At 68.3% G+C, this 24,397-nt stretch carries 30 protein-coding genes and 1 pseudogene; 10 read left to right on the top strand and 21 right to left on the bottom strand.

What is annotated here, in order from left to right; genetic code table 11:
• Positions 1-116: 116 nt before the first annotated feature.
• The 11 genes from HLB44_RS29825 to HLB44_RS29775 form a co-directional block, all read right to left on the bottom strand.
• On the bottom strand, positions 117-551 hold the full coding sequence (locus HLB44_RS29825) for a hypothetical protein (RefSeq protein ID WP_173131876.1): 435 nt from the start codon (positions 549-551) through the stop codon (positions 117-119).
• A 102-nt stretch (positions 552-653) separates the two neighbouring features.
• Positions 654-1,043, bottom strand: coding sequence for a hypothetical protein (locus HLB44_RS29820; RefSeq protein WP_173131873.1), 390 nt, complete (start codon positions 1,041-1,043; stop codon positions 654-656).
• Positions 1,040-1,336 carry a copper-binding protein gene (locus HLB44_RS29815; protein ID WP_173131870.1) on the bottom strand — a complete coding sequence of 99 codons (297 nt, stop codon included), beginning with the start codon at positions 1,334-1,336 and terminating at the stop codon, positions 1,040-1,042. The genes HLB44_RS29820 and HLB44_RS29815 overlap by 4 nt, the downstream gene beginning before the upstream one ends.
• A gap of 26 nt (positions 1,337-1,362) precedes the next feature.
• Positions 1,363-1,839, bottom strand: coding sequence for a cupredoxin domain-containing protein (locus HLB44_RS29810; RefSeq protein WP_425500877.1), 477 nt, complete (start codon positions 1,837-1,839; stop codon positions 1,363-1,365).
• 41 nt (positions 1,840-1,880) lie between these two features.
• Positions 1,881-2,477 carry a hypothetical protein gene (locus HLB44_RS29805; RefSeq protein WP_173131864.1) on the bottom strand — a complete coding sequence of 199 codons (597 nt, stop codon included), beginning with the start codon at positions 2,475-2,477 and terminating at the stop codon, positions 1,881-1,883.
• 21 nt (positions 2,478-2,498) lie between these two features.
• A complete protein-coding gene (locus HLB44_RS29800) occupies positions 2,499-3,911 on the bottom strand; it encodes a multicopper oxidase family protein (protein ID WP_173131861.1) in 1,413 nt (470 codons plus the stop codon).
• A gap of 15 nt (positions 3,912-3,926) precedes the next feature.
• The gene (locus HLB44_RS29795; protein ID WP_246312538.1) at positions 3,927-5,303 is read right to left on the bottom strand and encodes a TolC family protein; all 1,377 of its coding nucleotides are present in this window, start codon (positions 5,301-5,303) and stop codon (positions 3,927-3,929) included.
• Positions 5,304-5,375: 72 nt separating this feature from the next.
• On the bottom strand, positions 5,376-5,738 hold the full coding sequence (locus tag HLB44_RS29790) for a hypothetical protein (RefSeq protein WP_173131855.1): 363 nt from the start codon (positions 5,736-5,738) through the stop codon (positions 5,376-5,378).
• A 116-nt stretch (positions 5,739-5,854) separates the two neighbouring features.
• Entirely contained in the window at positions 5,855-6,304 is a 450-nt protein-coding gene (locus HLB44_RS29785; RefSeq protein ID WP_173131853.1) for a hypothetical protein, read from the bottom strand.
• A 20-nt stretch (positions 6,305-6,324) separates the two neighbouring features.
• Positions 6,325-6,786 (bottom strand): Cu(I)-responsive transcriptional regulator, encoded by a 462-nt coding sequence (gene cueR, locus HLB44_RS29780; protein WP_173131940.1) that lies wholly within the window; start codon positions 6,784-6,786, stop codon positions 6,325-6,327.
• 22 nt (positions 6,787-6,808) lie between these two features.
• On the bottom strand, positions 6,809-9,253 hold the full coding sequence (locus HLB44_RS29775; protein WP_173131850.1) for a heavy metal translocating P-type ATPase: 2,445 nt from the start codon (positions 9,251-9,253) through the stop codon (positions 6,809-6,811).
• A 180-nt stretch (positions 9,254-9,433) separates the two neighbouring features.
• On the opposite strand from HLB44_RS29775, the gene HLB44_RS29770 reads away from it, so the two are divergent.
• On the top strand, positions 9,434-9,649 hold the full coding sequence (locus HLB44_RS29770) for a heavy-metal-associated domain-containing protein (RefSeq protein ID WP_173131847.1): 216 nt from the start codon (positions 9,434-9,436) through the stop codon (positions 9,647-9,649).
• Here the strand turns inward: HLB44_RS29770 and HLB44_RS29765 are convergent, their stop codons facing one another.
• Together HLB44_RS29765 and HLB44_RS29760 are read right to left on the bottom strand one after the other, a co-directional pair.
• Positions 9,650-10,021 (bottom strand): DUF3703 domain-containing protein, encoded by a 372-nt coding sequence (locus HLB44_RS29765; protein ID WP_246312537.1) that lies wholly within the window; start codon positions 10,019-10,021, stop codon positions 9,650-9,652.
• Positions 10,022-10,030: 9 nt separating this feature from the next.
• A complete protein-coding gene (locus HLB44_RS29760) occupies positions 10,031-10,576 on the bottom strand; it encodes a DUF4396 domain-containing protein (protein WP_173131844.1) in 546 nt (181 codons plus the stop codon).
• 184 nt (positions 10,577-10,760) lie between these two features.
• Here HLB44_RS29760 and HLB44_RS29755 point away from each other — a divergent pair, with 184 nt between their 5' ends.
• Positions 10,761-11,696 (top strand): GlxA family transcriptional regulator, encoded by a 936-nt coding sequence (locus HLB44_RS29755; protein ID WP_173131841.1) that lies wholly within the window; start codon positions 10,761-10,763, stop codon positions 11,694-11,696.
• On the opposite strand, the gene HLB44_RS29750 is transcribed toward HLB44_RS29755, so the two are convergent.
• Both HLB44_RS29750 and HLB44_RS29745 read right to left on the bottom strand, forming a co-directional pair.
• The gene (locus tag HLB44_RS29750; RefSeq protein WP_173131838.1) at positions 11,690-13,165 is read right to left on the bottom strand and encodes a M20 family peptidase; all 1,476 of its coding nucleotides are present in this window, start codon (positions 13,163-13,165) and stop codon (positions 11,690-11,692) included. The two genes, HLB44_RS29755 and HLB44_RS29750, sit on opposite strands and share 7 nt — an antisense overlap.
• A gap of 4 nt (positions 13,166-13,169) precedes the next feature.
• Positions 13,170-13,868: a DJ-1/PfpI family protein gene (locus tag HLB44_RS29745; protein WP_173131835.1), complete on the bottom strand. Its 699-nt coding sequence runs from the start codon at positions 13,866-13,868 to the stop codon at positions 13,170-13,172.
• 324 nt (positions 13,869-14,192) lie between these two features.
• Between HLB44_RS29745 and HLB44_RS29740 the strand changes: the two genes are divergently transcribed.
• Positions 14,193-14,582 carry a FixH family protein gene (locus HLB44_RS29740; RefSeq protein WP_173131832.1) on the top strand — a complete coding sequence of 130 codons (390 nt, stop codon included), beginning with the start codon at positions 14,193-14,195 and terminating at the stop codon, positions 14,580-14,582.
• A gap of 40 nt (positions 14,583-14,622) precedes the next feature.
• On the top strand, positions 14,623-15,849 hold the full coding sequence (locus HLB44_RS29735) for a cytochrome-c peroxidase (RefSeq protein ID WP_246312536.1): 1,227 nt from the start codon (positions 14,623-14,625) through the stop codon (positions 15,847-15,849).
• A 24-nt stretch (positions 15,850-15,873) separates the two neighbouring features.
• Here HLB44_RS29735 and HLB44_RS29730 read toward each other — a convergent pair whose 3' ends face one another.
• Both HLB44_RS29730 and HLB44_RS29725 read right to left on the bottom strand, forming a co-directional pair.
• Complete coding sequence (locus HLB44_RS29730) at positions 15,874-17,223, bottom strand: EAL domain-containing protein (protein WP_173131826.1); 1,350 nt, start codon at positions 17,221-17,223, stop codon at positions 15,874-15,876.
• Entirely contained in the window at positions 17,220-17,432 is a 213-nt protein-coding gene (locus HLB44_RS29725; protein WP_173131823.1) for a hypothetical protein, read from the bottom strand. Before HLB44_RS29725 ends, HLB44_RS29730 begins: the two co-directional genes overlap by 4 nt.
• A gap of 345 nt (positions 17,433-17,777) precedes the next feature.
• On the opposite strand from HLB44_RS29725, the gene HLB44_RS29720 reads away from it, so the two are divergent.
• Positions 17,778-18,332: a YgjV family protein gene (locus tag HLB44_RS29720; RefSeq protein WP_173131820.1), complete on the top strand. Its 555-nt coding sequence runs from the start codon at positions 17,778-17,780 to the stop codon at positions 18,330-18,332.
• 66 nt (positions 18,333-18,398) lie between these two features.
• On the opposite strand, the gene HLB44_RS29715 is transcribed toward HLB44_RS29720, so the two are convergent.
• From HLB44_RS29715 to HLB44_RS29705, 3 genes are all read right to left on the bottom strand, one after another.
• Positions 18,399-18,722 (bottom strand): permuted SH3 domain-containing protein, encoded by a 324-nt coding sequence (locus HLB44_RS29715; protein ID WP_173131817.1) that lies wholly within the window; start codon positions 18,720-18,722, stop codon positions 18,399-18,401.
• 79 nt (positions 18,723-18,801) lie between these two features.
• Positions 18,802-19,383, bottom strand: a complete 582-nt coding sequence (cueR, locus tag HLB44_RS29710) for a Cu(I)-responsive transcriptional regulator (RefSeq protein WP_343051627.1) — start codon at positions 19,381-19,383, stop codon at positions 18,802-18,804.
• A gap of 128 nt (positions 19,384-19,511) precedes the next feature.
• Complete coding sequence (locus HLB44_RS29705; protein ID WP_173131815.1) at positions 19,512-19,724, bottom strand: GDCCVxC domain-containing (seleno)protein; 213 nt, start codon at positions 19,722-19,724, stop codon at positions 19,512-19,514.
• Positions 19,725-19,899: 175 nt separating this feature from the next.
• Between HLB44_RS29705 and HLB44_RS37510 the strand changes: the two are divergent.
• The 3 genes and pseudogenes from HLB44_RS37510 to HLB44_RS29690 form a co-directional block, all read left to right on the top strand.
• Positions 19,900-20,080 (top strand): annotated as a pseudogene (locus HLB44_RS37510) (monovalent cation/H+ antiporter complex subunit F); the annotation flags it as partial.
• Between the two features lie 450 nt (positions 20,081-20,530).
• Positions 20,531-20,947: a nucleoside diphosphate kinase regulator gene (gene rnk, locus HLB44_RS29695; protein WP_173131812.1), complete on the top strand. Its 417-nt coding sequence runs from the start codon at positions 20,531-20,533 to the stop codon at positions 20,945-20,947.
• Positions 20,948-20,958: 11 nt separating this feature from the next.
• Positions 20,959-21,894: a universal stress protein gene (locus HLB44_RS29690; RefSeq protein WP_173131808.1), complete on the top strand. Its 936-nt coding sequence runs from the start codon at positions 20,959-20,961 to the stop codon at positions 21,892-21,894.
• A 164-nt stretch (positions 21,895-22,058) separates the two neighbouring features.
• Here HLB44_RS29690 and HLB44_RS29685 read toward each other — a convergent pair whose 3' ends face one another.
• Positions 22,059-22,958, bottom strand: a complete 900-nt coding sequence (locus HLB44_RS29685; protein WP_173131804.1) for a LysR family transcriptional regulator — start codon at positions 22,956-22,958, stop codon at positions 22,059-22,061.
• Positions 22,959-23,061: 103 nt separating this feature from the next.
• On the opposite strand from HLB44_RS29685, the gene HLB44_RS29680 reads away from it, so the two are divergent.
• The gene (locus HLB44_RS29680) at positions 23,062-23,526 is read left to right on the top strand and encodes a DoxX family protein (RefSeq protein WP_173131800.1); all 465 of its coding nucleotides are present in this window, start codon (positions 23,062-23,064) and stop codon (positions 23,524-23,526) included.
• 72 nt (positions 23,527-23,598) lie between these two features.
• Entirely contained in the window at positions 23,599-24,381 is a 783-nt protein-coding gene (gene pcaD / locus HLB44_RS29675; protein ID WP_173131795.1) for a 3-oxoadipate enol-lactonase, read from the top strand.
• The last annotated feature ends 16 nt before the right edge of the window (positions 24,382-24,397 follow it).

Genomic DNA, 24,397 nt, shown 5'->3' with positions numbered 1-24,397 from the left:
GCGACGGATTCCTGGTCCCGGCCGGCGCAGCGACGAATCGCAAGCGTGTGAGGGCCGGGCACGACTGCTGCGCCGGGTCGACCCTTCGGGTCTTCAGCGCAGCGTCGGCTGGAGGATCAGATTCGGTAGACGCAGAGCAGCACGGCCAGCGGCGGTGACGCGGCGACCAGTGCATCGATGCGTGCCGCGGCGGGACGCGACGGTGGACCTTCGATCGGCGTGAGCGGCACTGCGTACAACGCGGTCAGCAGCGGCAGCGGCACCGACACCGCCGGCACCTCATGACTTTGCTGGCCAAGCTTGCAGTGCTCGGCGCAAAGGTTCGCTGACTCCTGATCGAGGGCGCCCATGCCCATGCACCCCGGCATGGCCGACGAACCGGACTGGATGCCGGCGTCGTCAGCGACCCCGCCCACATCGGTCATCGCAACACGAGCTGACATCGTCGCCAGGTTCGGACACGCGTACGCCGAGACGGCCAGCTGGGCCAGCAGCAGCACGCAGGCCAGAAGGCGAGCGATCGATCGATTCAGCGAGCGGGTCATGCTCATGATGTTGGACGAATTCTAGGGCGGCAGGCTTGACTTGCGACAACGGAACGCGCTTGCCATCGCAGTCCGGTTCGTCGTGGACCGCCTCGACGCCTTTCGCCGCTACTGCTTCAAGGTCAGCCGCAGCGCCACATCGCTGCTGGACTTGTTGGTCCACATCCAGCAGTAGTCCTGGTCCCGCTTGACGGCCAGCTTGCCGTTGCGCTTCACCACCGCATCCTGCTTGGCCGGGAAAACGACCTTCTTGCCCTGGTGGTAGTGGATGTTGAAGTCGAGCGCCGCATCGGCATCGAACGCCCACTCGATCGCCTTGCCCTTGCGCAGCGGCCCGCAGACCTCCGCGAACTTCCCCGGCGCGACGGTCGTCGTGCGTTCGAAGCGCCCGTTGGCGTCCCAGCCGATGTCGATGATCTCGGCGAGTGCGGTGCCCGAAGCGCTGCCGAGGATCAGCAGGACGCCGGCATTGCGGCGCCAGGTGGAGGTCTTGGTCACTTGCTCTTCTCGATCTCGGTGACGGTGAACTTGCCGCCTTCGTTGATGGCCTTGAACTTGACCTTGTCGCCGGGCTGCAGCTTGTCCAGCACGGCCTTGTCCCTGACCTGGAACACCATCGTCATGGCGGGCATGTCGAGGTCCTTGATCTCACCGTGCTTGAGCGTGAGCTTGCCGGCGTCCTTGTCGACCTTGCGGACTTCAGCGTCGGTGAGGTGGGAGGCCGCGAACGCGCCGAACGACAGGGCCGCGAGCGCGGCGAGCGCGGTGAGCTTGAAAGCGATTCGATTCATGGGGTACTCCTGGGAGGGCGCCACGCTCAGGCGGCGACGATGAGTTTTCCGACCATGCCGGCCTGGTAGTGGCCGGCGATCAGGCACGCGAATTCGAATTCGCCCGCGCGGTTGAAGTTCCAGACCAGCTGGGCGGACTTGCCCGGCGGCACGTGGGCCATGTACGGCTCTTCATGCTCCATGGTCGGAAACTTCACCATCAGCGCGGCGTGCGCCTCGTTCTCCTTCTTCGTGCCGATCACGAACTCGTGCAGCATCTTGCCGGCGTTGTGCACGTTGAAGCGCACGGTCTCGCCCTGGCGCACCTCGATGCGGTCGGGCGTGAACCGCATGGTGTCGAGCATGCGAACGTCGATCGTGCGCTTCGCCGCCTTGGCGTCGCCGGCGATGCCCCAGTCCTTCTGTTCCTTCCTGACCGGGCCGGCCTTCTTCGGGTGCTTCTCGTCGCCGTGCGCGCCGGCGCCGGTCGTGGTCCCGAGCAGGCTCGCCGCAGCGGCGAACATCAAGCTTCTCTTGCTGTGTTGCATGACATCTCCTTTGGGCGTCAGCGGTGGTGGCTGTGCGACGCGTCGCTGCCGGATGGGGTGGGTTCGGGCACCGCAGCAGCGTAGCCACGCAGCTGGTTGTAGGTACGAACCTGCTCGCCGCTGAGCAGGGCGGTCTGGGCAAGGTGGGTCTTGAGGTGCTCGGCGCGCAGCCGGGCCTGCAGCTGGCCGACGTCGCGCGCAGCGTCCTCGACACTTTCCGCACTTGCGCGGCGGTCGGCGAACAAGACGTCGAGCCGACGCTCGGCCTCGACGAGCCTCGCGCCGAGGTCTCGGGCGCGCTGCTTGTGTTCGCTCATCAGCCGCTCGGTCGCCGCGGCCTGCTCGGAGCTCAATGCGAGTTGCGCGCGCAGCTCGAGCGTGTGGGCGGGACCCGGGTACCCGTTCAGCTCTGCCGCCTTCGCCAGCCCCGCACCCTGGCCGTCGATGAGGGCGGCGATGTCACGCTCCGACAGCGACTTGATGCTTCGGTTCTGCTCGCCGGCGTAGGCGTTCGCATGGCCCTGAGCCGACGCGGCGGTCGACGCCACGAGCACCAGCGTCGTGAGGCCGGCAGTGAGGCAGGTCCGCGTCGTGCGGCGCATGTTGGTCTTCATCGGATGATCTCCTTGTGGGGGTCAGTGGCCAGAGTGGCCCGAGGGCTTGCGCACGCGCACCTCGGTCGGGGTCGTGGGTCGCGCAAGCGCTGGCATCGAGCCGCTGCCTTCGGCCTTGAAGCGAGCCGGCTCGGTCAGCGCGCCGGTCCACTCGTAGGCCACGGTGCCGGCGGGATGCTTGAACCAGCCGGGATCCTTGTAGTCGCCCGCCTTCTGGTCTTTGCGCACCTTCACGACGCTGAACATGCCGCCCATGCCGACCGCGCCGAAGGGTCCGGTGCCGGTCATCATCGCCGCGGTGTTGTCGGGCAGCGGCATCTCCATCTCGGTCATGTCGTGCATGCCGCGTTCGCCCATCACCATGTAATCGGGCATCAGCTTCGTGATCTGGCGCGCGAGCCCGCGGTGGTCGACGCCGATCATCGTCGGCACGTCGTGGCCCATCGCGTTCATCGTGTGGTGGCTCTTGTGGCAGTGGAATGCCCAATCGCCCTCCTCGTCCGCCAGGAACTCGATCTGGCGCATCTGCCCGACGGCGACGTCAGAGGTCACCTCGTACTGCCGCGTGCCCTTCGGTGTCGGCCCGCCGTCGGTGCCGGTGACGAGGAACTCGTGCCCGTGCAGATGCATCGGGTGGTTGGTCATCGTCAGGTTGCCGATGCGAATGCGCACCTTGTCGTTCTTGCGCACGACCAGCGGATCGATGCCCGGGAAGATGCGGCTGTTCCAGCTCCACAGGTTGAAGTCCAGCATCGTCATGATCTTCGGCGTGTAGCTGCCGGGATCGATGTCGTAGGCGTTGAGCAGGAAGACGAAGTCGCGGTCGACCTCGTCGATCAGCGGATGCTTCGCTTTCGGATGGGTGATCCAGAAGCCCATCATGCCCATCGCCATCTGCACCATCTCGTCGGCATGCGGGTGGTACATGAAGGTGCCGGGGCGCCGCGCGACGAACTCGTAGACGAAGGTCTTGCCTGGCTCGATCGCCGGCTGCGTCAGGCCGGTCACACCATCCATGCCGTTGGGCAGGCGCTGGCCGTGCCAGTGGATGCTGGTCACCTCGGGCAGCTTGTTGGTGACGAAGATGCGCACGCGGTCGCCTTCGACGACCTCGATCGTCGGGCCGGGACTCTGGCCGTTGTAGCCCCACAGGTGCGCCTTGAAGCCGGGTGTCATCTCGCGCACGACGGGCTCGGCGACGAGGTGGAACTCCTTGACGCCGTTGTTCATGCGCCAGGGCAGCGTCCAGCCGTTCAAGGTCACGACCGGGTTGTAGGGCCGGCCCGTGGCTGGCTGCAGCGGTGGCATCGTGTCGGGCGTGGTCTGGATCACCGGCTCGGGCAGCGCGGCCATCGCCACCTTGCTGACGGCCGCGGCACCGATGGCCACGGTGGTGGCGCCGGCGCGCCCCAGGAAATTGCGTCGGGAAACCATGTCTCGTTCCTGTGTTCAGTGCGCGGCGCCGCCGCCGGCTTCAGCCGTCATCGCGGCAGCGGCGGTCGGCGCAAGGCTCGGTTTGCCGAGCAGCGCGATGTCGAGGTCGGCCTGCGCGAGCCAGAACTCGCGCAGTGCATCGATGGACGTGTTGACCGCGGCGATCTGCGATCGCGCATCGGCCAGCAGCTCGAAGACGCCGATCAGCATGCCGTTGTAGCGCAGCAGGTTCTCTTCGGCGATGCGCTGGCGCAGCGGCAGGACCTCGTCGCGCTGGTGCTTCGCGATGTCCCAGGCGCTGCGGTAGGCGCCGTAGGCCTCGCGCACTTCGGAGCGTGCGTTGATGGCCGTGTCGGCCGCGCGGTGCAGCGCCTGGCGATACACCGCCTCGGCACGTTCGACGCGTGCTCCGCCCCAGTCGAACAGCGGCAGCTCGAGGCTGATCTCGTAGCCGCGCTGCGCCGGCGCCTCGTTCGAGCTGTTGCGAACGAGGCCGAGCTCGAGCACGTTGATGAACCGCGTCGTCCGCGTGAGCCCGAGGTTGCTGGCCGTCTGCTCGGCCATGCGCTTGGCGGCCAGCACGTCCAGCCGCTGGCTCATCGCCGTGCGCTCCAGGTCCGGCAGGTCCCGCGGATCGTTCGGCAAATCGGGCAGCCGCTCGGGCAACGTGAATTGAGCCTGCGTGCCCCACAGACCCAGCAGCCGCGTCAGCCGCTCGCGCGCGGCCAGCCGCGCACGCTGCGCGCGCGCCAGGTTCTGTGCGGCATCGGCGGAGAAGCTCTGCTCGCGCAGCTGCTGCAGCTTGTTGAAGTTGCCGACCTGTGCCATGCGGCGCGCCAGCTCAGCGCTCGCGTCCGCGGTCTGCTGCACCTGCTGCGTGTAGCGCAGCGCCTGCTCGGCGGCCACGGCGTCGATCCAGGCTCGCCGCGTCTGGCCGGCCAGCGCGACCACCTGGGCCGCGACGTCGGCCTGCGTCTGTTCGAGCCGGCGTTCCTCGGCACGTTTGAGAAGCGGCAAGGACAGCAGGCGCGCGACGTTGACGTGAAGGCCGCGTTCGAGCTCGACTTCGTCGCCGCGGCGCAGCCGTCCGAAGCTGAAGCCCGGGTTCGGCAGCTGGCTGGCCTGTACTCGCTCGGCGTCACCGATGCCCAGCTGCTCGAAGGCCGCCTGCAAGCCCCGGTTGTTGAGCAGCGCGACCTGCACCGCGGCATCGGCGCCCAGCGCTTGCTCGAGCAGCTCGGCGACGCGCCGATCGACCTGCTGCCGGTCCTCGTCGGTGCGGCTCCAGCGCAGGTCCTTGTCGAGCTTGTCCTTGCCCAACGCCTGCACGGGTGCAAACCCCTTCTCCGGGTTCAGCGAAGCGCAGCCGATGAGGACGAGGCCGAGCAGCATGGCGGTCAAAGTGCGCGGCCAGGCAAGACGAGGCGGGTCATTCTTGGATACCGTGTTCATCTGCCCGCCCCTCTAGTGATGCTGGTGCCCGCCGCCGCGCGGTGCGGGCTGGCTGGCCGGAGGGTTGACCGTCGTGGGGCCGCTCGCGGCCGAAGCCGGCGCCGCCACTTTGTCGGGCTGCTGGGCCTCGCGCGCATAGGCACGCCAGCCGCCGATGCGGCCGACCTCGTCATTGGCCTCCTTCCACGACCGCAGCTTCTCGTCGTGCTGGCCGCGGTACTGCTTGAAGGCCGATTCGTGGGTCAGGCGCGGCACGAGGGCCTGCGGATCGAGCGGGTCCGGGCGCGCGGCGCCGGCGGCATGCGCCAGCAGCCCCAGCAGCGACCCGATCAGCACATGGGCAGGCCATCGCCTGCTTGACCGGATGGAAGACATCGTCAGTTCTCTCGCGTGAAGGCGCCGATGATTCCGTGGGCCGCGACACGGCGGCGGGACGGAAGATCAGGCTGAAGTGGCCGGCGCGCTCGCTCGAGCGCACGCGGCCCGCCGCATCAGGCGGGCGAGGATCGCGGGGGACGTTCGAGTCCGTCGGGCACGATGACCGCGAACCCGGTGGCGACGGTGGGATCGATCGCCGTGTCCGGCGTGATGACACCGAAGGATGGCGACGCGCTGGGGAGCGCCGTCGCGTAGCAGCAGTAGGCGCAGGCACTGCACTTGGCGCTGCTCATCGACGCAGCCGCGCCGTCGCCGTCGGCCGAACGATCGGCATCAGCACTGGCGCCGTGCCCCGCGTGGTGGCCCTGCTGCACATGGTGCGCGGCGTGATCGCCGACCGCGGCGTGATCGCCGACCGCGGCGTGCTCGGCGTGCACCGCCGCCGCCTGCTGCTGCCGCTGGTGGTTCGGCCCGCAATGCAGCATGGCCGACGCAGCGAACCCCTGGACGGGGATCGCCAACATCAACAACCACATCAGGAAGGTCCGGAGCACCGGGGACATCGTCATAGCTTACCGCACGGTCATTGCGCCCGTCCGGGGCGCAACCCGCCTCGTGAGCGCGACCCGTTCGCACGCGCTGCCGGTTCAACGCTGCCATCCTGCGACAGCGTCTCGATGATCGGGCAGTCGGGCCGGTCGTCGCCATGGCAGCAGTGCACGAGGTGCTCCAAGGTCGCCTTCATCGACTGCAGCTCCTTGAGCTTGGCGTCGAGCTCCTCGATGTGCGCCTGGGCCAGCGCCTTGACCTGACGGCTCGGGCGCTTGCGGTTCTGCCAGAGCCCCAACAGCTCGCGGATCTGCTCGATCGAAAAGCCGAGGTCGCGCGACTGGCGGATGAACCGCAGCGTGTTGACTTCCCTGTCGGTGTACTGCCGGTAGCCCGAGTCGGTGCGCGCGGCTTCCGGGAACAGGCCGACGCTCTCGTAGTGGCGGATCATCTTCGCCGAGACGCCGGAGGCCTTGGAGGCCTCGCCGATGTTCATGGTGCTGCTCATGGGGTCCTCATCAGGTTGCTGCGCGGGGTTGGACTTCGGCACCTGGGCCGGTGGGCGTCTCGGCCGCGCCGTGCCAGTGGCGCAAGGTCAGTGCGTTGAGCACCACGCTGACGCTGCTGAAGGCCATCGCAGCGCCGGCGATCACCGGGTTCAGCAGGCCGAGCGCCGCCAGCGGTACGCCGAGCAGGTTGTAGCCGAAGGCCCACCAGAGGTTCTGCTTGATCTTCGCGACGGTGCGGCGCGAGATGTCCAGCGAATCGGCCACGAGCCGCGGATCACCGCGCATCAGCGTGATGCCGGCGGTTTCGGTCGCGACGTCGGCGCCGCCGGCCATCGCGAAGCCGACCGACGCCGCGGCGAGCGCCGGACCGTCGTTCAGGCCATCGCCGACGAAGGCGACCACGTCACCCCCGGCGCGCAGGCGTTGCACCGCGTTCGCCTTGTCGCCCGGCAGCACTTCGGCATGCACCTCATCGATGCCGAGCGCGGCGGCCACCGCGGCTGCGCTGCCGCGGTTGTCGCCGGTGAGCATCACGGTGCGGATGCCCAGCTCGTGCAGGCGCGCGATCGCCGGCGCAGCCGATGCCTTGACCGTATCGCCGAACGCCAGCAGCCCGAGCAACTGCTTCGACGGACCGTCGGTGCGGATCAGCCAGGAGATGGTTTTGCCCTCGCGCTCCAGGCGCTGCGCCGCGGCAGCCAGCGTACCGGCGTCGACGTCCATCTCGCGCAGCAGTCTCGTGCTGCCGAGCGCCAACGCCTGCCCCAGCACGACCCCTTCGACGCCCCGGCCGGGCAGCGCCTTCGCCTCCGTCACGTCGGGCACCGCCAGCCTGTCGGCACGAGCCCGATTCGTCACGGCAACGGCGAGGGGATGCGAGCTGCTGCTCTGCAGCGCGGCAGCGAGCCGGATGACGTCCTGCGGCTCGACGCCACCAGCCGGCTCGACCGCAGCCAGCGCCGGCTTGCCTTCGGTCAGCGTGCCGGTCTTGTCGAAAGCCACTACCGTCACGGCGTGAGCGATCTCCAGCGCCTCGGCATCCTTGATCAGGATGCCGCGGCGTGCGGCGACACCGGTGCCCGCCATGATGGCGGTCGGCGTCGCCAGGCCCAGCGCGCACGGGCAGGCGATCACCAGCACCGCCACGGCGTTGATCAGCGCCTGTTCCCAGTCGCCCGTGATGCCGACCCAGGCCAGGAAGGTGAGCAATGCGATCCCGAGCACCACCGGCACGAACACCGCGCTGACGCGGTCGACGATGCGCTGGATCGGCGCCTTCGCCGCCTGTGCGGATTCGACCATGCGGATGATGCGCGCCAGCGTCGTTTCGGCGCCGATCGCGAGCGTCGTCACGACCAGCGCGCCCTCGGCGTTGATCGAGCCGCCGGTCACCTTGTCGCCGGCGGACTTCGCGACCGGCAGGCTCTCACCGGTGATCAGCGACTCGTCGACGTGGCTGCGGCCCTCGACGATCTCGCCGTCGACCGCGACACGGTCACCGGGACGCACGATCACCAGGTCGCCGACCACCACCTGCTCCACCGGCACATCGAACTCTGCACCGCTGCGGCGAACGCGGGCGGTCGACGGGCGCAGCGCGTTGAGCGCCCGGATGGCATCGGCCGTCTGGCGCTTCGCCCGACCCTCGAGCCACTTGCCCAGCAGCACCAGCGTGACGACAGCGGCCGAGGCCTCGAAGTACAGGTGCGCCATGCCGTGGGCCGCGTGCCGGAACATCAGGTACACCGACAGTCCGAAGGCGGCGGACGTGCCCAGTGCGACCAGCAGGTCCATGTTGCCGGTCTTGGCACGCAGGGCCTTCCAGCCCGCGCGGTAGAAGCGCGCGCCGAGCCAGAACTGCACGGGTGTGGCCAGCGCGAGCTGGACCCAGGCCGGAAGCGTCCAGTCGACGCCAAACACTTGCAGCAGCATCGGCGCAACCAGGGGAAGCGTCAGCGCAGCGCTCACCGCCACAGGCCACCATGAAGGCAGCGGCGGCGTTCGCTCGGCCTGGGCCTCCTGGAGCTCCTTGGCGACATAGCCCGCCTTCTCGACCGCCACCTTGAGTGCCGCGACCGGCACAGTCGACAGGGCCCGGACGGTCGCCTTCTCGGTAGCGAGGTTGACGGACGCCGAGGCAACGCCCGGCACCTTCAGCAGCGCCTTTTCGACCCGCGCGACGCACGAAGCGCAGGTCATGCCGTCGATCCGAAGCGACCATTCGTTGGTGGCCACGTCGTAGCCCGCCTTGCGGATCGCCGCGGCCAACGCATCGGCGCTGACGCCCGGATCCGCGCTGACGGACGCCTCCTCCGTCGCCAGGTTCACGCTCGCCGACTGAACGCCTGGCACGGCTTGGAGCGTCTTCTCGACCCGCATCACGCAGGAGGCACACGTCATGCCCGTTACCTGCAGGCGGATACCCAACGGATTGGCAAGGGCGGGAGCGTTCATGGATCCTCGACATCTGTAGTGCTCGATCGTGACCGCATCGTCAAGGTTCCCACACTGGCAAGGTCAAGCACACACCATTAGCTGCCGCAACAGGATTGTGGGTATTGGACCAGGCCGTTGACTTTCCAACGGTAGCAAGGTCCAGAGTTTGGTCCTCGACGAACCATCCCTGGAGACCCAATGCTTGCCTTCGAAGTCAACGACATGACCTGCGGCCACTGCGCCAGCACGATCACCCAGGCCGTGAAGGCGGCCGACAAGGGCGCCGCCGTGGCGATCGACCTGGCAAGGCACCTGGTCCAGATCCAGCCGACCGAGGCGGACGCCCAGGAGCTGAGCGATGCGATCAAGGAGGCGGGATACACGCCCGTCCCGGTTCAATCCGTTCGACGATAGTCAGCCTGCGTTGCCGGTGTCCTTGCCCAGCAAGGCCGCCAGCTCAGCGGGGACCGCGCGTGGCGCAAACGCGCTGACATCCGCTGTTCCGGGATTGCCCTCCGGCAATCGGCCGCTGAGGTGCCCCAGTGGCACGAGCAAGAGCCTCCACAGCTGACCGACCACCTCCCGCGCATCACCCAGCTTCCAGGCGACGCGAAGCATGAGCCAATGCACGTGCAGATGGCGCCCGAAGTCCCGCTGTCCCAGGACGTGCGCGCGTCGCAGCGCCGCGAGCGCCGCCGCCGGATCGTCCGCGCCAAGAAGCCCCACGGCTTCAGAGACGGCGCCGTCGAAGGCGCGGATCCGGGGTGATGGTCCGTTCATGTTCATGCATTTCTCTCAGGCGTCAGGGATCTGGTGGTGGTGGTGGTGGTGGTGATCGTGCACTGCCGCATGGCCTTTGCCGCGCGCGATCAGCCAGCGATTCAGCGGAAACGCGGCGCCAGCGGCGACGAGCAGCGCAAACGCCAGGGCGGCCCAGAACAGCGGCGAGGACACCGGCGCATCCATCGCGCCTGGCACCGCCAGCATCACGAGGTTGTCGACCATCTCCATCACCGCGATGGAAGCCGTGTCGGCGAGCAAGGCAAGCCGGGCAGCCCGTCGCAGTCCCAGGCCGGCGCGAAGCAGCGGCAGCATCGTGAACGCGTAACCGAAGCCGAATGCGAGCACCACCGCCAGGCCGATCGTGGCCATGTTCGAGAAGCCGAGCGCGGTGCCGATGAACATGCCCAGGACTTCCCCCACGGCACAACCGGTGAGGCAGTGCAGCGTTGCCCAGAAGGCAGTGCGGTTCAAGCTGATGGTGGTGTGCGGCTCGTCGTGATGCTGGTGCCCAGCGTGACGGTGGTCGTGCGCGTCGTGCAGCTCTGCAGTCTGGCTCATGGTGGCGTCTCCGAAAGTTCGGCGGTTGTGCGGGGACTGAACCGGGTCCGGTTGGCTGCCCGGTAGCTCTACTGTCGACCTTCCCACAATGGCAATGTCAAGCACTTGCCGCCTGGGCGATTGACCCGCCGCAGCGCACGGCCTTATCGTTGTCCGCCCTGCCCCATCGACCTCCTTTCCTGCCATGCCGCACCGCGTTGCAGTCCTCGTGTTCCCGGGCTTCCAGCTGCTGGACGCGGCCGGGCCGATCGCAGCGTTCGAGGTCGCCGGCCATTACGCGGTGCGCATCGTTGCGTCAGAGCCTGGCGCCGTGCGCAGCTCCTCCGGCGTGTCCTGGCTCGCCGACCCGCTGCCACGCAGCAGCGATGTCGACACGGTGCTGGTCTCGGGCGGCGACGGCATCGATGAGTTCCTGGGCGACGCCCGGATGCAAGGGTTCCTCCGCCGTTGCGCGGACCGGCAGGCCCGTGTGGCCAGCGTCTGCTCGGGCAGCCTGATGCTCGCCTCGACCGGCCTGCTCGACGGCCGCTGCGCGACAACGCACTGGTGCCGCACGGAACAGTTCGAGCGGCTGTTTCCCGAGGTGCGCCTCGAAGCCGATCGCATCTTCGTCAAGGAAGGACGCGTCTGGACGAGCGCCGGCATCACGGCCGGCATCGACCTGGCCTTGGCGATGATCGCCGAGGATCACGGCGACGAGCTGGCGCGTGCCGTGGCCCAGGAGCTGGTCGTGTACTACCGCCGACCCGGCGGCCAGTCGCAGTTCTCGGCGCTGCTGTCGATGCAGCGAGCGCACGGTCGCTTCGTCACGCTGCTGGACCATGTGCGGCGCAACCTCACCGAACGCCACAGCGTCGACGATCTTGCCGCCAAGGCCTGCATGAGCCCGCGGCACTTTGCACGGGCATTCCAGTCCGAGACCGGCGTCACGCCGGCCAAGGCGGTGGAACGGCTGCGGGTCGAGGCGGCACGCGCGGCGCTGGACAGCGGCGCTTCCTCGGTGCAGCGGGTGGCGGTGGACTGCGGCTTCGGCGACGTCGAGCGCATGCGGCGCAGCTTCGTCCGCCTGCTCGGCGTGCCGCCGTCGTCGCTGCTGCGGCACGCCTCGCCCGCTCAGTGAAGCGGCGCCCCGGACGCCGAGCTGATGAGCCGGTGATAGAACGCGATCATCTCCGCGTAGTTCTCGATCGACAGCCGCTCGTCGGTGCCGTGGAAGCGCGACAGGTCCGTCTCCTTCACCCGCACCGGCGAAAAGCGGTACACGTGATCGGCGATCGGCAGCATGTGCCGCGAGTCGGTTGCCGCCACCATCAGGCCGGGCGCGACGACCGTGCCGGGAAAGATCTCGCGAACCGTCGTGTTCATCAGGCGATAGGCCTCGGAGCCGGTGGGAGAGACCGGCGAGGCCTCGGCCGCGAATCCGAAGCGCTCGATCTTCACGGCCCGATTGGCGATCGCGTCGTGCGCGTGCCGAATGACCTCTTCCTGCGTGTCGCCCGGCAGCATGCGGAAGTTGACGAAGGCCTCGGCCTGCGCCGGAACGACGTTCACCTTGTTGCCCGAGTGGAACACCGTCAGCGCGGTCGTCGTGCGTGTGAACGCGTTGGAGCCCTTGCTCTTCTCGAGCTCGCGCTTGACCAGCGGCTTGAACAGCCAGAGGTTGGACAGCAGCAGTCGGCCGGCGCCGCTCATCTCCGGCGCCAGCGTGTCGAACATCTCGGCTGCCACCCCGTCGATGCCGGAGGGCATCTGGTTCGCCTCCAGCCGCGCCAGCGCGGCGCTCAACATGCCGATCGCGGTCTCTCGCGGCGGCATCGAGGAGTGCCCTGGCTCGTCGTAGGTGTGCAGCGACAAGGTCATGATGCCCTTCTCCGCAACGCCGATCAGGGCCACCGGCTTGTCCAGGCCCTTCATCACGCCTTCGGTGATCAGCGTGCCCTCGTCCATCACGAAGTCCAGCCGCACCTTGCGCGCGGCGAGCAGCTCGGCGATCTTCTTCGCGCCGCGCTCGCCGCCGCCTTCCTCGTCGTGGCCGGAGACGATGTAGACCGTCTGGCGCGGCTTGAAGCCCTGCGCGATCAGCGACTCGACAGCTTCGAGCATCGAGAACAAGTTGCCCTTGTCGTCCCAGGAGCCGCGGCCCCAGACGAAACCATCCTTGATCGTGCCGGCGAAGGGGTCCACGGACCAGGCCTTCTCGGTGCCCTCGGCGATCGGCACGACGTCCTGGTGCGCCATCAGCATGATCGCCTTGGCGCTCGGGTCGCTGCCTTTCCAGGTGTAGAGCAGGCTGTGGCCGCCGACGATCTCGCGCTCGAGCGTGCGGTGGATCAGCGGGAACGATTCTTCGATGTAGGCGTGCAGCTTCTGGAACTCGGCTGCCGACGCGTCCGGCTTGTTGTCGTAGGTGATGGTGCGAAACCGCACCGCACCGGCCAGCCGCTCGGCGGCACGGGTTGCGTCCACCTTCGCGTGGGCGACCGGCGGGACGTCGACCTGCCGGCCAGTCTTTCGATAGGTGTTCGCCAACACGGCGATCGCCAGCAGGGCCAGCAACGACAGCAGGCCGAGCAGCGTTCTCTTGAGCATGACTTCACTCCTTCGATGAGATCTGCGCGAGCGCCGCCTTGGCAATCTGCGCTTCGACGTGGGCGATGCGTTCCTGCTGCAGGTCCGTGAGCCGGCGCACACGGTCTGGCCCCGCCTTCTCGGGTGACCCGCAGTCGAACGGCGGATGCGGGTCGTATTCGAAGGCGAGCTGGAGCGTCTTGGCGACTTCCTCGCCCGCCAGTTCGGCGGCGAGCGCCAGGCCGAAGTCGATGCCGGCCGTGACACCGCCGCCGGAGATCCGGTTGCGGTCGCGGACGACGCGCTCGGCCACCGGCTCGGCGCCGAAACGCGGCAGGTACTTGCGCCACATCCAGTGGCAGGCCGACCGGTACCCGTTCAACAGCCCGGCCGCGCCGAGCACCAGCGAACCGTTGCACACCGACGTGACGTAGCGCGCCGTCTCCCCCTGCTGGCGCAGGAATCCGAGCGTCACCTTGTCGGTGAGCAGGTCGTCGATGCCGAAGCCGCCGGGCACGCACAGCACGGTGAGCGGCGGGCAGTCGGCAAAGCGGGTGGTCGGGTTGATCTCGAACCCGACGTCGGTCACCACCGGCTCCTTCGTCTTCCAGAGCAGGTGCACCGCGGCGTTCGGCACCCGGCTGAGCACCTGCGCCGGACCGGTCAGGTCGAGCTGCGTGACGCGCGGGAAGAGCAGGAAGCCGATGTGGAGCGGGTCGTTCATGGTGGCATCTCGGTGTCTCGATGGATGAAGGATCGGCGCTGGCGAGCATGGCTGCAATGTCGTCCTGGCCGCTTTTTCTGCCAAACGCGGCCGGGCCGCTTGACCTTCCCACCGGGGCAAGGTCGACAGTTCCGGTCATCCCAACCGGAGCTCTCCATGCAACACGACTCATCCCTTGCCCTGCCCCGGGGCTGCAACTGCGCCGTCCGCTGCGGATGCGATGCGGCCGACCAGGGCTGCCTCTGCGGCGACCGCAGTGCACCGACCGCGACCACGGAAAAGCCTGGCCGGCGAGCGCTCATCCGGCTTGCGGGCAGCCTCGCGATGCTCGGCGCGCTGGGCGCCTGCAGCGCCTTCATGCCGAAGAACCTGGACTACGCGGCGGCACGCGCGTCTGAACAGGGCGCCTATCGCGTCTCCTACAAGAGCGATACCACGCCGATCCCGATCAACCGCCTGCACAGCTGGACACTGCACGTCGAGCGCCCCGACGGGCGCCCGGTGACCGACGCCACGGTGAAGGTCGACGGCGACATGCCGCAGCACATGCATGGCCTGCCCACCCGCCCGCGGGTGACGCGCAACCTGGGCAACGGCGACTACCTCGTCGAAGGCATCAAGTTCCAGATGGGTGGCTGGTGGGTGATGGAGTTCGCCGTCACCAGCGGCGAGCGCAGCGACGTCGCCAAGTTCAACCTGATGCTGCAGCACTAGCACCATGAACCGAAGGACTTGTGCGCTCGTCGGCGCGCTCATGGCTTGCGTTCTGACGCTCTCCGCCTTCGCCGCCCCGCGCGCCTTCTGGAGCGAGTCGGAGTTGTCGGCGCTGCGCGGCCTGTGGATCGGCAGCCTGAAGCCGCTGCCGCCGGATCCATCGAACCGCGTCGCTGACGACCCGCGTGCCGCCGAGTTCGGCCAGCGACTGTTCTTCGATACGCGCCTCAGCGGCAATGGCAAGGTCTCGTGCGCCAGCTGCCACGCGCCGGGCAAGCAGTTCCAGGACGGCACGCCGCTGGCGACCAAGGGGCTCGGCACCACCGATCGCCGCACCATGACCATCATCGGCACCGCACACAGCCCCTGGCAGTTCTGGGATGGGCGCAAGGACAGCCAGTGGTCGCAGGCGCTCGGGCCGTTGGAGAGCGCCGTCGAGCATGGCGGCAACCGCGCGCAGCTCGCGCACCTGGCGGCCCGGCACCATCGCACCGAGTACGAGGCGCTCTTCGGTCCGCTGCCCGACCTGGCCTCGGTGCCGGCCCACGCCGGTCCGGTTCAGGACCCGGCGGCCCGCGCGGCATGGGAGCGCATGACGCCGGCCGCGCGCGATGCGGTGTCCCGCGTGTTCTCCAACCTCGGCAAGGCCATTGCCGCGTACGAGCGGCAGATCATGCCGGGTGCGTCACGCTTCGACAGCTACGTCGAGGCCGCCATCCGCAACGATGTGCAGCAGATGAAGGCGACGCTGACCCCCGACGAAGTGGCCGGGCTGCGCCTGTTCCTCGGCAAGGCGAACTGCCTTCAGTGCCACAACGGCCCGCTGTTCACGAACAACGACTTCCACAACACCGGCGTGCCGTTCGCCAAGGGCCTGACCTCGGACACGGGTCGTTCGGCCGGCGTGAAGCAGGTGCTCGGCGACGAGTTCAACTGCCTCGGTCCGTACAGCGACGCCAGGCCCGAGCAGTGCGGCGAGCTGCGATTCCTCGTCACCGACAGCCCGAACCAGCTGCGGCAGTACCGGCCGCCGTCGCTGCGCAATGTCGCCGAGCGGGCGCCCTACATGCACGCCGGGCAGCTGGACTCGCTCGACCAGGTTGTCGAGCACTACAACCGCGCGCCCGCGGCGCCCAAGGGCCACAGCGAGCTGAAGCCGCTGAACCTGAACGACCGGGAGGCCACCCAGTTGATCGCTTTCCTGCGCACCCTGAGCGGGCCCGTCGCCGCCGATCCGAAGTGGCTGCGCGAGCCCGTCGCCCACTGACTCGAGCTTTCCCTGATGGGAACCTCAAGCTGTGCTGGTCGCCCAGAGATCGCCCGGCATCGTCATCAGCTGGCTCGGCAGCTCCCACTCGGCGGGGGCCTCCTGCGGTGCGTCCGTGGTCGAAGCAGCGCCCAACGCTTGAACCTGCTCGACCTGCAACAGCGCGTCCTTGAAGTGCGCCTGGAACTGCTTCGACGACCAGGGCTTCGACAGGTACCGGAACACGTCGACCTGGCGCTCGTTGTCCAGCAAGCGCACCAGGTCCGTGGGGCCCAGCAGCATCATTCGGACGGCGTTCGGCTGCAACTCGCGCGCCTTGATCAGCAATCCGATGCCATCGAGCACCGGCATGCACAGGTCGCTGACGACGATGTCGAACGGCCGTGACCGCAGGCAGCTCACCGCATCGAGGGGGTGATCGCAGACCTCCACATTCACTTCTTCGGCGAAGTGACGCGTGAGCTTCTCGCCCAGGCTGTGCGCGACCAGCGGATCGTCATCGACGACAAGAACGTTGCGTGCTGCTCGGCGCCGCACCGAAACCGGCAGTTGGTGGCCAGTGCGCAGCATCGCCTCGAAGGCCTCCGGCGCGACCGGCGGGCTGAAGTGGTAGCCCTGAAACAGGTCGCACCGGCTGGCCGCCAGCACCTCGAGCTGAGCTTCATTGGTGACGCCCTGGGCCAGCACCTTCATGCCCAGGCTGTGCGTCATCGCGACGATGGCGCGGACGATGGGCAGCGCCTGCGCGCCGTCCGTGGTCGCCGTCATCAGCGATCGGTCGATCTTGACCACATCCAGCGGCAGGCTGCGCAAGTGGGTGAGGCTCGCATAACCGGTGCCGAAGTTGTCGAGCGCGATCTGGAGTCCCTGTTCGCGCAGCCGGTGCAACTGTGCGGCCGCGTGGTCGGTGTCTCGCGTCAACGCGGTTTCGCAGAGCTCGATGCCGAGCCGGCACGGCTCGAGGCCGGTGTCAGCGACCAGGCGCTCGAGTCGAACTGCAAAGTCGGGCGTCCTCAGTTGCCCGCCTGAGATGTTGACCGACAAGCGCACCGCGGGAAGACCTTGGCGCTGCCACTTGCGGGCCAGCAGGCAGGCCCGGCGCAACACCCAGTCGCCAATCGTGCCGATCAACCCTGCCTGTTCGGCCAGCGGGATGAAAGTCTTCGGATCCACCGAACCGAGGGCCGGATGCTCCCAGCGCAACAAGGCTTCAGCTCCCGCGATCTCGCCGGTGTCGATCGACACCTGCGGCTGGACGACCACGTGGAACTGATTGGCCGCGATGGCTTCGCGCAGGGCCGCGACTATCTCGGAATCCGGCATGGGCTCGACCGAGTACGAACCGGCGAGCTTGGCGTTGTCGATAACGTTCATTGGCAATGGCACCCTGTCAGCTGCGCCGCGTCCTGAGGCATCAACGACTTGAAGATCCCTTGTGCCGGCCTGCGCGGCCGGCGAAGGAAGTAGTCCAGGTCCTCGGCCTCCGGCACCACGAAACGCGGCGGGATCGGATCGTGCTGACGCAAGTCCTCGCCGACGCTGCCGGGGGCGTTGCCCTGCGTTGCGGGGAGCGCGATCTGCATGGTGCATCGAGTGCTTTGATCTTGGACCGAGAGAGTTTCGGCGATGCGTGGTCGCCAATCAAGGCGACCCCTGTGGGGAGTCCTGGTGTCCTGCAGTGGGGCCGCTTGGCGCATGTGGGCGGTGCAATCTCGTGGCGCAGAGCGCCGGACGCCGGCGACCCTGTCGACATCGACGCACTGAGCGCGGCTCGAAGCCAGCCTTCGAAAGCTGCGCCGAGGTCCAGGCGCGATGCCGCTTGACCTTGCCGTCGGGGGAAGCTTGAAGCTGGGAACCGGTCGCGCTGGGCGGCCGCGCTTTCCCGGCGAGCGATGCACCGGGGCACTGACCACACCTCGCGAATCGCCATGCTGTCCCATTACTTCGTCGATGTCACCGGCCTCGTCGCCCTGTCCTTGAACCTGAGCGCGTTGGTTCGCTCGAGCGATCGGGCCTTGGTCAAGACGACCGGTTGGGCGTCGGCCACCTGGGCGCTGAACAACCTCTTGATCGGTGCGCATACCGCGGCAGCCCTGAGTGCGCTGAGTGTCGGCCGCCAAGTGAGTGCGTCAGTGCTGCGTGACCACCCCGCGCGAACGAAGGCCATCGCGTTTGCGGCCTTTGCAGCCGCAACCTTGCTCATCGCGGTGGCGACATGGAGCGGCTTCGGCACGATGTTCCCCGTGCTCGGTTCTCTCATGGCCTCCTATGCGATGTTCTACATGCGAGACGCCGCTCTGCGCTGGGCAATGGTCGCCGTCAATGCACTGTGGATGGTGAACGCGGTGGCCGCCGGCTCCTGGTGGCAGATTGCTGCGAACGGCATTGCCGGCGCAGCAGGCGTCATTGGCGCTTGGCGCGCACGACCACGCAGACGAGATCAAGTAGCGGCGGGGACTGGGGCTTGTTGCTGCGCCGTCTGAAGTGCCGCAGTGACGGCGTAGGGCACGCATCGGCGCACCGGGAGTGTGCCCTCGCAGTGAACCGGATCAGAAGCCGCTCTTGGGCCGAACGATGCGCAGGTCCTGGTGCATCGCACCGACCGTGACGGATCGGTACTCGACGGCCTGCCGGTCGTTGACGACGAGCACATAGCGGCGGCCCTGGTCGGTGCCGACGGCCTGATCCTGCACCAGCAGCGCGAGCGGCGCGGCGCCGGTGCTCAGCCGAGCGCGCACAACCTGACCGGGCATCAGCAAGCCGGGGTCGTCGAGCCTGGCGCGCAGGCTGAGCGTGCGGGTGTCCGGGCTCGCCTCGTTGTCGCTGACGCCGATCGGCGCCAGCGCGAGCTCGCGGCTGTCGCGCGCGTCCATGAGTCGCGCGCGCCACGTCGCGGTGCTGCGCGTTGCGGCCAGACGCTCGAGCAGCGCCGGCTCCGTTCGCGCCTCGCGCTCAGGCGTGGCCGATGGCGCCTGGGGAGCCCAGGCCGTGCATCCAGGCCATCAGGCCGCCGTGGGTGGGCGGCGTTGCATCGTTGCGCCGCGTTCTGTCGGCACGCGGCTGCTTCTCAGCCCGCTTCGGTATGGGCATTGCCGCTGCCGCGTCGCTCGACAGCGTGCGCAGGATCGGGCAGTCGGCGCGCTGGTCGCCGTGGCAGGCCGATGCCATTGTTTCGAGCGCGGCCTTCATCTGCGCCATCTCGGCCATCTTGCGGTCGAGGTCGGCGATGTGCTCGCGCGCCAGCGCCTTCACGTCGCGGCTTTCGCGCTGGGTGTCAGCCCACAGGCCGAGCAACTGCTCGATCTGCCTGATCGCGAAGCCGAGCGAGCGCGACTGGCGGATGAATCGCAGCACCGTCACGTCGCGAGCCGTGTACTGGCGATAGCCGGCATCGGTACGGCTGGCCTCGGCGATCAATCCGAGGCTTTCGTAATGGCGGATCATCTTGGCCGTCACGCCCGCGGCATGGGCAGCTTCACCAATGTTCATGGGGTAGGCCACGTGATTCTCCGGCGAAGAGGACTGGGGGAACACTTGGACCTTCCTGTCGTGGAAGGGTCAAGCGGCCTTTGATGTTCCGAGTTTCGTCGCCTGCCGTTGTGGCAGCAATGTCGAGATGACCTCTTTTCCTGCCATGCCGCGTCGCGTTGCCGGCGGCCCGGTCACTCGCAGCACGGCTTCCTTGCCTGCACCGGCGGACACTTCACCGAGCCGTAGGAGCAGAAGACGCAGCAGTCGCCAGGTAGCGGCGCCAGCAGCGTCTTGCACCCGGCGCATTCGTAGAAGAACTGGCAGGCGTCGAGCGGCATGGTCTCGCACTTGGCGTGGCCGCATCGAGGGCATGTCACCGTGGACTCGGCGAGGATGGCATCCATGCGGTCACCTGCGCTTGCGAAAAGCACATTGTCCCAAGCTCCGATGGGGAGGAGCCCTGATGGAGGTCGTGCTCTCCCTGGGTTCCGGGCACGGTCTGGGCGGAGCTCGCGCCGGACCGCTCGGCGCTGCTGCTGCACGTCTTCGACGTCGACACCGACGATGCCGAGTTCGCGCGCCCAGGACCGCGTGCTCGCGTCCGACTTTGTCTTCGTGGTCGGCATGCTCATGATGCTGGTGCTGGCGATTCGCTACGACAGCCGGATGTACTTCGAAGGCGCCCTGCTGATGGCTGTTCGGCTTTGTCGGATCGATGGCCATGGCCAAGTTTCTGCTGCGTGGCGAGGTGATCGAGTGATGGCCGCATGCATGCGCCTGCACTGGCATCGACGCTTGCGGCCTGGATCGTCGCGCTGGCCTCGGTCATCCACTTCACCGGCTCTGAAGGCACGCTGGCGCTGCACACGTGGCTGGTGATCAGCGCCGCGAGAGTCGGCAATGCGTGCATGGCTACTGGACGCGTCTCTTCAGCGTCCGGTGCGCAACCGCTACGATGCGCATGTGTCCTTCCACCTTCGCCCCAACCATCGCCTTGCCGCTCCGCGCATTGCGTTGGGGTGCGCACGTCCCACGCTAGCGGGGATCGCGCGCGTCCGGTCTGGTGTGGCGGTCGGCGAGCCCTTCGGGCTGCAGACCGCACTTTCCTGAGCCCGGCGATTCGACTGTCCCTTCTCGCGCACACCTTCGATCGCCGGGCCTACTGCCCGCGCTGATCGATGGTCGCTCTCGCGACCGAAAGGACTGCACGATGGACACAATGCTGCTCACCGAGCGCACGCTCACGGACCTCGACCATGCTCGCCTGAAGCGACTGCTTGCGGGAACGCCCGCCGGCCAGGCGACGAGCGCCGCACTGCGCACCGCGATGGACAACGCCGACCTGGTGCCAGCGCGCGCGGTCCCGCCGGACGTGGTGACGATGTATTCGCGCGTGCGACTGGTCGCGTCCACCACGAGCCAACCCCAGGTGCTGACGCTGTGCTACCCCGAAGACGCCGAGCCTGCCGAAGGGTTCGTCTCCGTGCTGTCGCCCGTGGGTTCAGCGCTGCTGGGATTGCGCGTGGGTTCTCTGGCGGCGTGGCAGACGCCTTCAGGACAGGAGGTGCGGGCGCGCGTATCGGCCATCCTTTTCCAGCCCGAAGCCAGCGGCGATTTCGTGCTGTAGCGGAGGGCACCATGACCAACCTGAGCTCCATTCTTCACGTCACCGACCTGAGCGAAGCCGCCGTGCCCGCACTTCAGCGTGCGGTTCTTCTTGCCGCCGAGAACGCGGCCCGCCTGACCGTTCTGACCGCTGCGCCCGACAAGTCATGCATCGGCGCTCGCTCACCCTACGACGCGCATCTCGCCGAGCGGCGTGTCCGCCGCACGCTGAATCGGCTGACGCGCGAACTGCGCGCCGGACACGAAATGCGTTGGATCGCCGTCACACGCGAGGCCGATGCCGTCGAGCAGATCCTGCGTGCCGCAGACGACGCCGATCTGGTCGTGCTCGGGGGTGGGGCCGGCTGCTCGCTGCGCTCGCTGCTGTTCGGGACCACGACCGAGCGCCTGGTGCGCCTGTCGCGCCGGCCGGTGCTGGTCGTGAAACGACCGTCGTCGCTGCAGTGCGCCCCTTACAGACGCGCACTGGTGCCCGTCGACCTGGCGGATGCCACCGTTCCTGCCGTCGGATGGGCGGCCCGCGTCGCGCCGCAGGCATCCTTGCACCTGCTGCACGCGTTGTCCGTTCCGATGGCGCGCCGACTGCGCATGGCCGACTCTTCGGACCAGTTGCTGCAGTCCGTCATTCACCGGGCGAAAGGGGTCAGTCTGCATCGCCTGATGAACCTGGCGGCCAGCCTGCCGACGCGCAGGACGCTCACGACGGTGGCCGAAGGCCTGCCTGCCGCGGTGACGCTGCAGAAGAGTCGCGAGGGTGCTGCCGATCTGATCGTCGTCGGCAAGTCCGGTCGGTCATTGCTCGGAGACTTCTTGCTGGGGAGCACGGCGCAACGCCTGCTGGCGGAAGCAGACACGGATCTGCTCGTCGTCCCCAAGACACGCTCGCGCGGTGAATCGAGCGCATCGAAGGTGCTCCAGCGACGGCCGATGTTGTCGACAGAGTCCTGACCTGGGAGTCCGGGCCTGACCGGTCAGGAAACGTCGGCATCGTCACTGCCCGACCCGCCTGCCTGCCTGCCAGGCAGGCAGGCGCCAGTCCGTGGCCACGGCGGCCGCGCGCAGTGATGCCGCCTTCTCCTGCCAGATCCTGAAACTCGGCGTGCCCAAGACGCTCACGCGGGCCACGCACGCTCCTTGAAGGCGTGCACCAGGAACTCGATCATCAGCCGGACCTTGGGCGCGACGAACTTGCGCGACGGGTAGACCGCGTAGACGCCCAGGTCGATCGAACGCCAGGCCGGCATCAGCTCCACCAGCGTGCCGGCCAACAGGTCCGGCCCGACCAGGAAGCTGGGTTGCAGCACGATGCCCTGGTCGTGCAGCGCGGCGACGCGGCAGGTGTCGCCGCTGTTCGTGCGCAGGCGCGGGGTCACTTTCACCGAGGCGACGCCCCCGGGCCCCGTGAACTCCCACTGGTCTCCCATCGAGAACAGGCTGTAGGCCAACACGTCGTGGCGGGCCAGATCGGACGGGTGGTCGGGCTGGCCGTGCGCGCGCAGGTAGCCCGGTGATGCACACAGCACCAGCCGTGTCGACGTGAGCTGCCGGCTGACCAGCGACGAGTTGGGCAGGCGCGCGATGCGCACCGCCAGGTCGAACCCTTCCTCGACGATATCGACCACGCGGTCGGCGAGCGTCACGTCGAGCGCAACCCTCGGGTGCCGAGCCATGAACTCCACCCACAGCGGCGCCAGGTGCAGCAGGCCGAAGGAGAAAGGCACGTTGATGCGCAGCAGCCCGTTGGCCTCGTCGCTGCGCGAGGTGATCTCCGCCTCGGCTTCCTCGACGCCGCCCAGCAGTTCGCGGCAACGCGCATGAAAGACCTCGCCCTCCGGGGTCAGCGAGAGCTTGCGCGTGGTGCGATGAAGCAGCCGCACACGCAAACGCGACTCCAGCTCGGCGACGTGGCGGGACACCGCCGCCTTGGACATCTCGAGCGCAGCCGACGCGCCGACGAAGCTGCCTGCGTCGACCACGGCCGCGAAGACCCGCATTTCTTCAAACCGGTCCATTGTCTTGAATTCCGGGATGGTTGATCTCATTCAAGCATGTTTATCTCGATCGCCGCAACATCTAAAGTTCTGGCATCGATTCACCACCTTGGACGAACACACCATGAGCACCACCCCCCTTTCCCGCACCTTCCAACGACTGCTGGCCAGTGACGCCGGCTGGGGCCCGCTGGCCGTGCGCCTGCCGATCGGCATCATCTTCGTGGCGCACGGTGCGCAGAAGCTCTTCGGCGCCTTCGGCGGCTACGGCCTGGAAGGCACGGGCCAGTTCATGGCGTCGCTGGGCTTGACGCCGGGCTACGTGATGGCCTTGCTGGCCGGCAGTGCCGAGTTCTTCGGCGGCCTGGCACTGCTGCTCGGCGTGCTGGTGCGGCCCGCTGCCGCAGCGCTGGCCTTCGCGATGCTCGTGGCGATCTTCTCGGTGCACATCGACAAGGGCCTGTTCATGGCCAACAACGGCTACGAATTCGGCCTGGCGCTGCTCGCCGCTTCGGTGTCGCTGCTGATCAGCGGTGCGGGTCGGCTGTCGGTGGATGCCGCCCTGGCTGCGCGCGCAGGCGCCCGTTGAACCTCCGGGCCGCGCCAGCCCCGGGGCGCGCACAATGCCGCCCCTTCCCCATCTCGACCTGGACGACCCGCCATGCCGCAACTGCATTTCGTGACGCAGGGCCAGGGCCCGCTGGTGGTGTTGAGCCATGCGCTGGGCTGTGACCTGACGATGTGGGACGGCGTGGCCGCGCAGCTGCAGCCGCACTTCACGGTGCTGCGCTACGACCACCGAGGCCACGGACGGTCGCCCGCCGGGTCAGACGCGTTCACGGTGGCCGACCTGGCCGACGATGCCGCCGAGCTGATCCGCGCGCACGGCGGCGGGGCGGCGCACTTCGTGGGCCTGTCGATGGGCGGCATGACGGCCCAGGCCCTCGGCGCTCGCCATCCGGCGCTGGTGCGCAGCCTGGTCATCGCCAACTCGGCCAGCCACTACGACGAGGCCGCGCTCGCGTTGTGGCGGATGCGAATCGCCACGGTGCAGGCGCAGGGCATGGAAGCCATTGCCGACGGCGCCCTGCAGCGCTGGTTCACGCCCGAGTTCCGCGCCGACAGCAGGGGCGGACAGGCACGCGTGGCGGCATTGCGGGCGGTGCTGGTGGCCACGGCCCCGGCGCCTTATGCGGCGGCATGCGCGGCAGTGGCCGGCATCGATCTGGAAGCGGGCAACGCCACCATCGGCTGCCCGACGCTGGTGATCGCGGGCGATCGCGACGACGCCACGCCGCCGGCGCTGTCGCGGGCGATCGCCGACAGTATTCCGCGCGCCCGACTGCAGAGCCTCGACGCCGCGCACCTCAGCGCGGTGGAGCAGCCCGAGGCCTTCGCGCAGCTGCTCAGCAGGTTCTGGGACAGCCTGCCCGCCGTGCGCTGACGCGGCGGCCAGGCCG

The sequence above is a fragment of the Pseudaquabacterium terrae genome (assembly GCF_013266755.1).
Lineage (GTDB): Bacteria > Pseudomonadota > Gammaproteobacteria > Burkholderiales > Burkholderiaceae_C > Pseudaquabacterium > Pseudaquabacterium terrae.
This window is presented reverse-complemented; position numbering and strand designations above follow the sequence as displayed.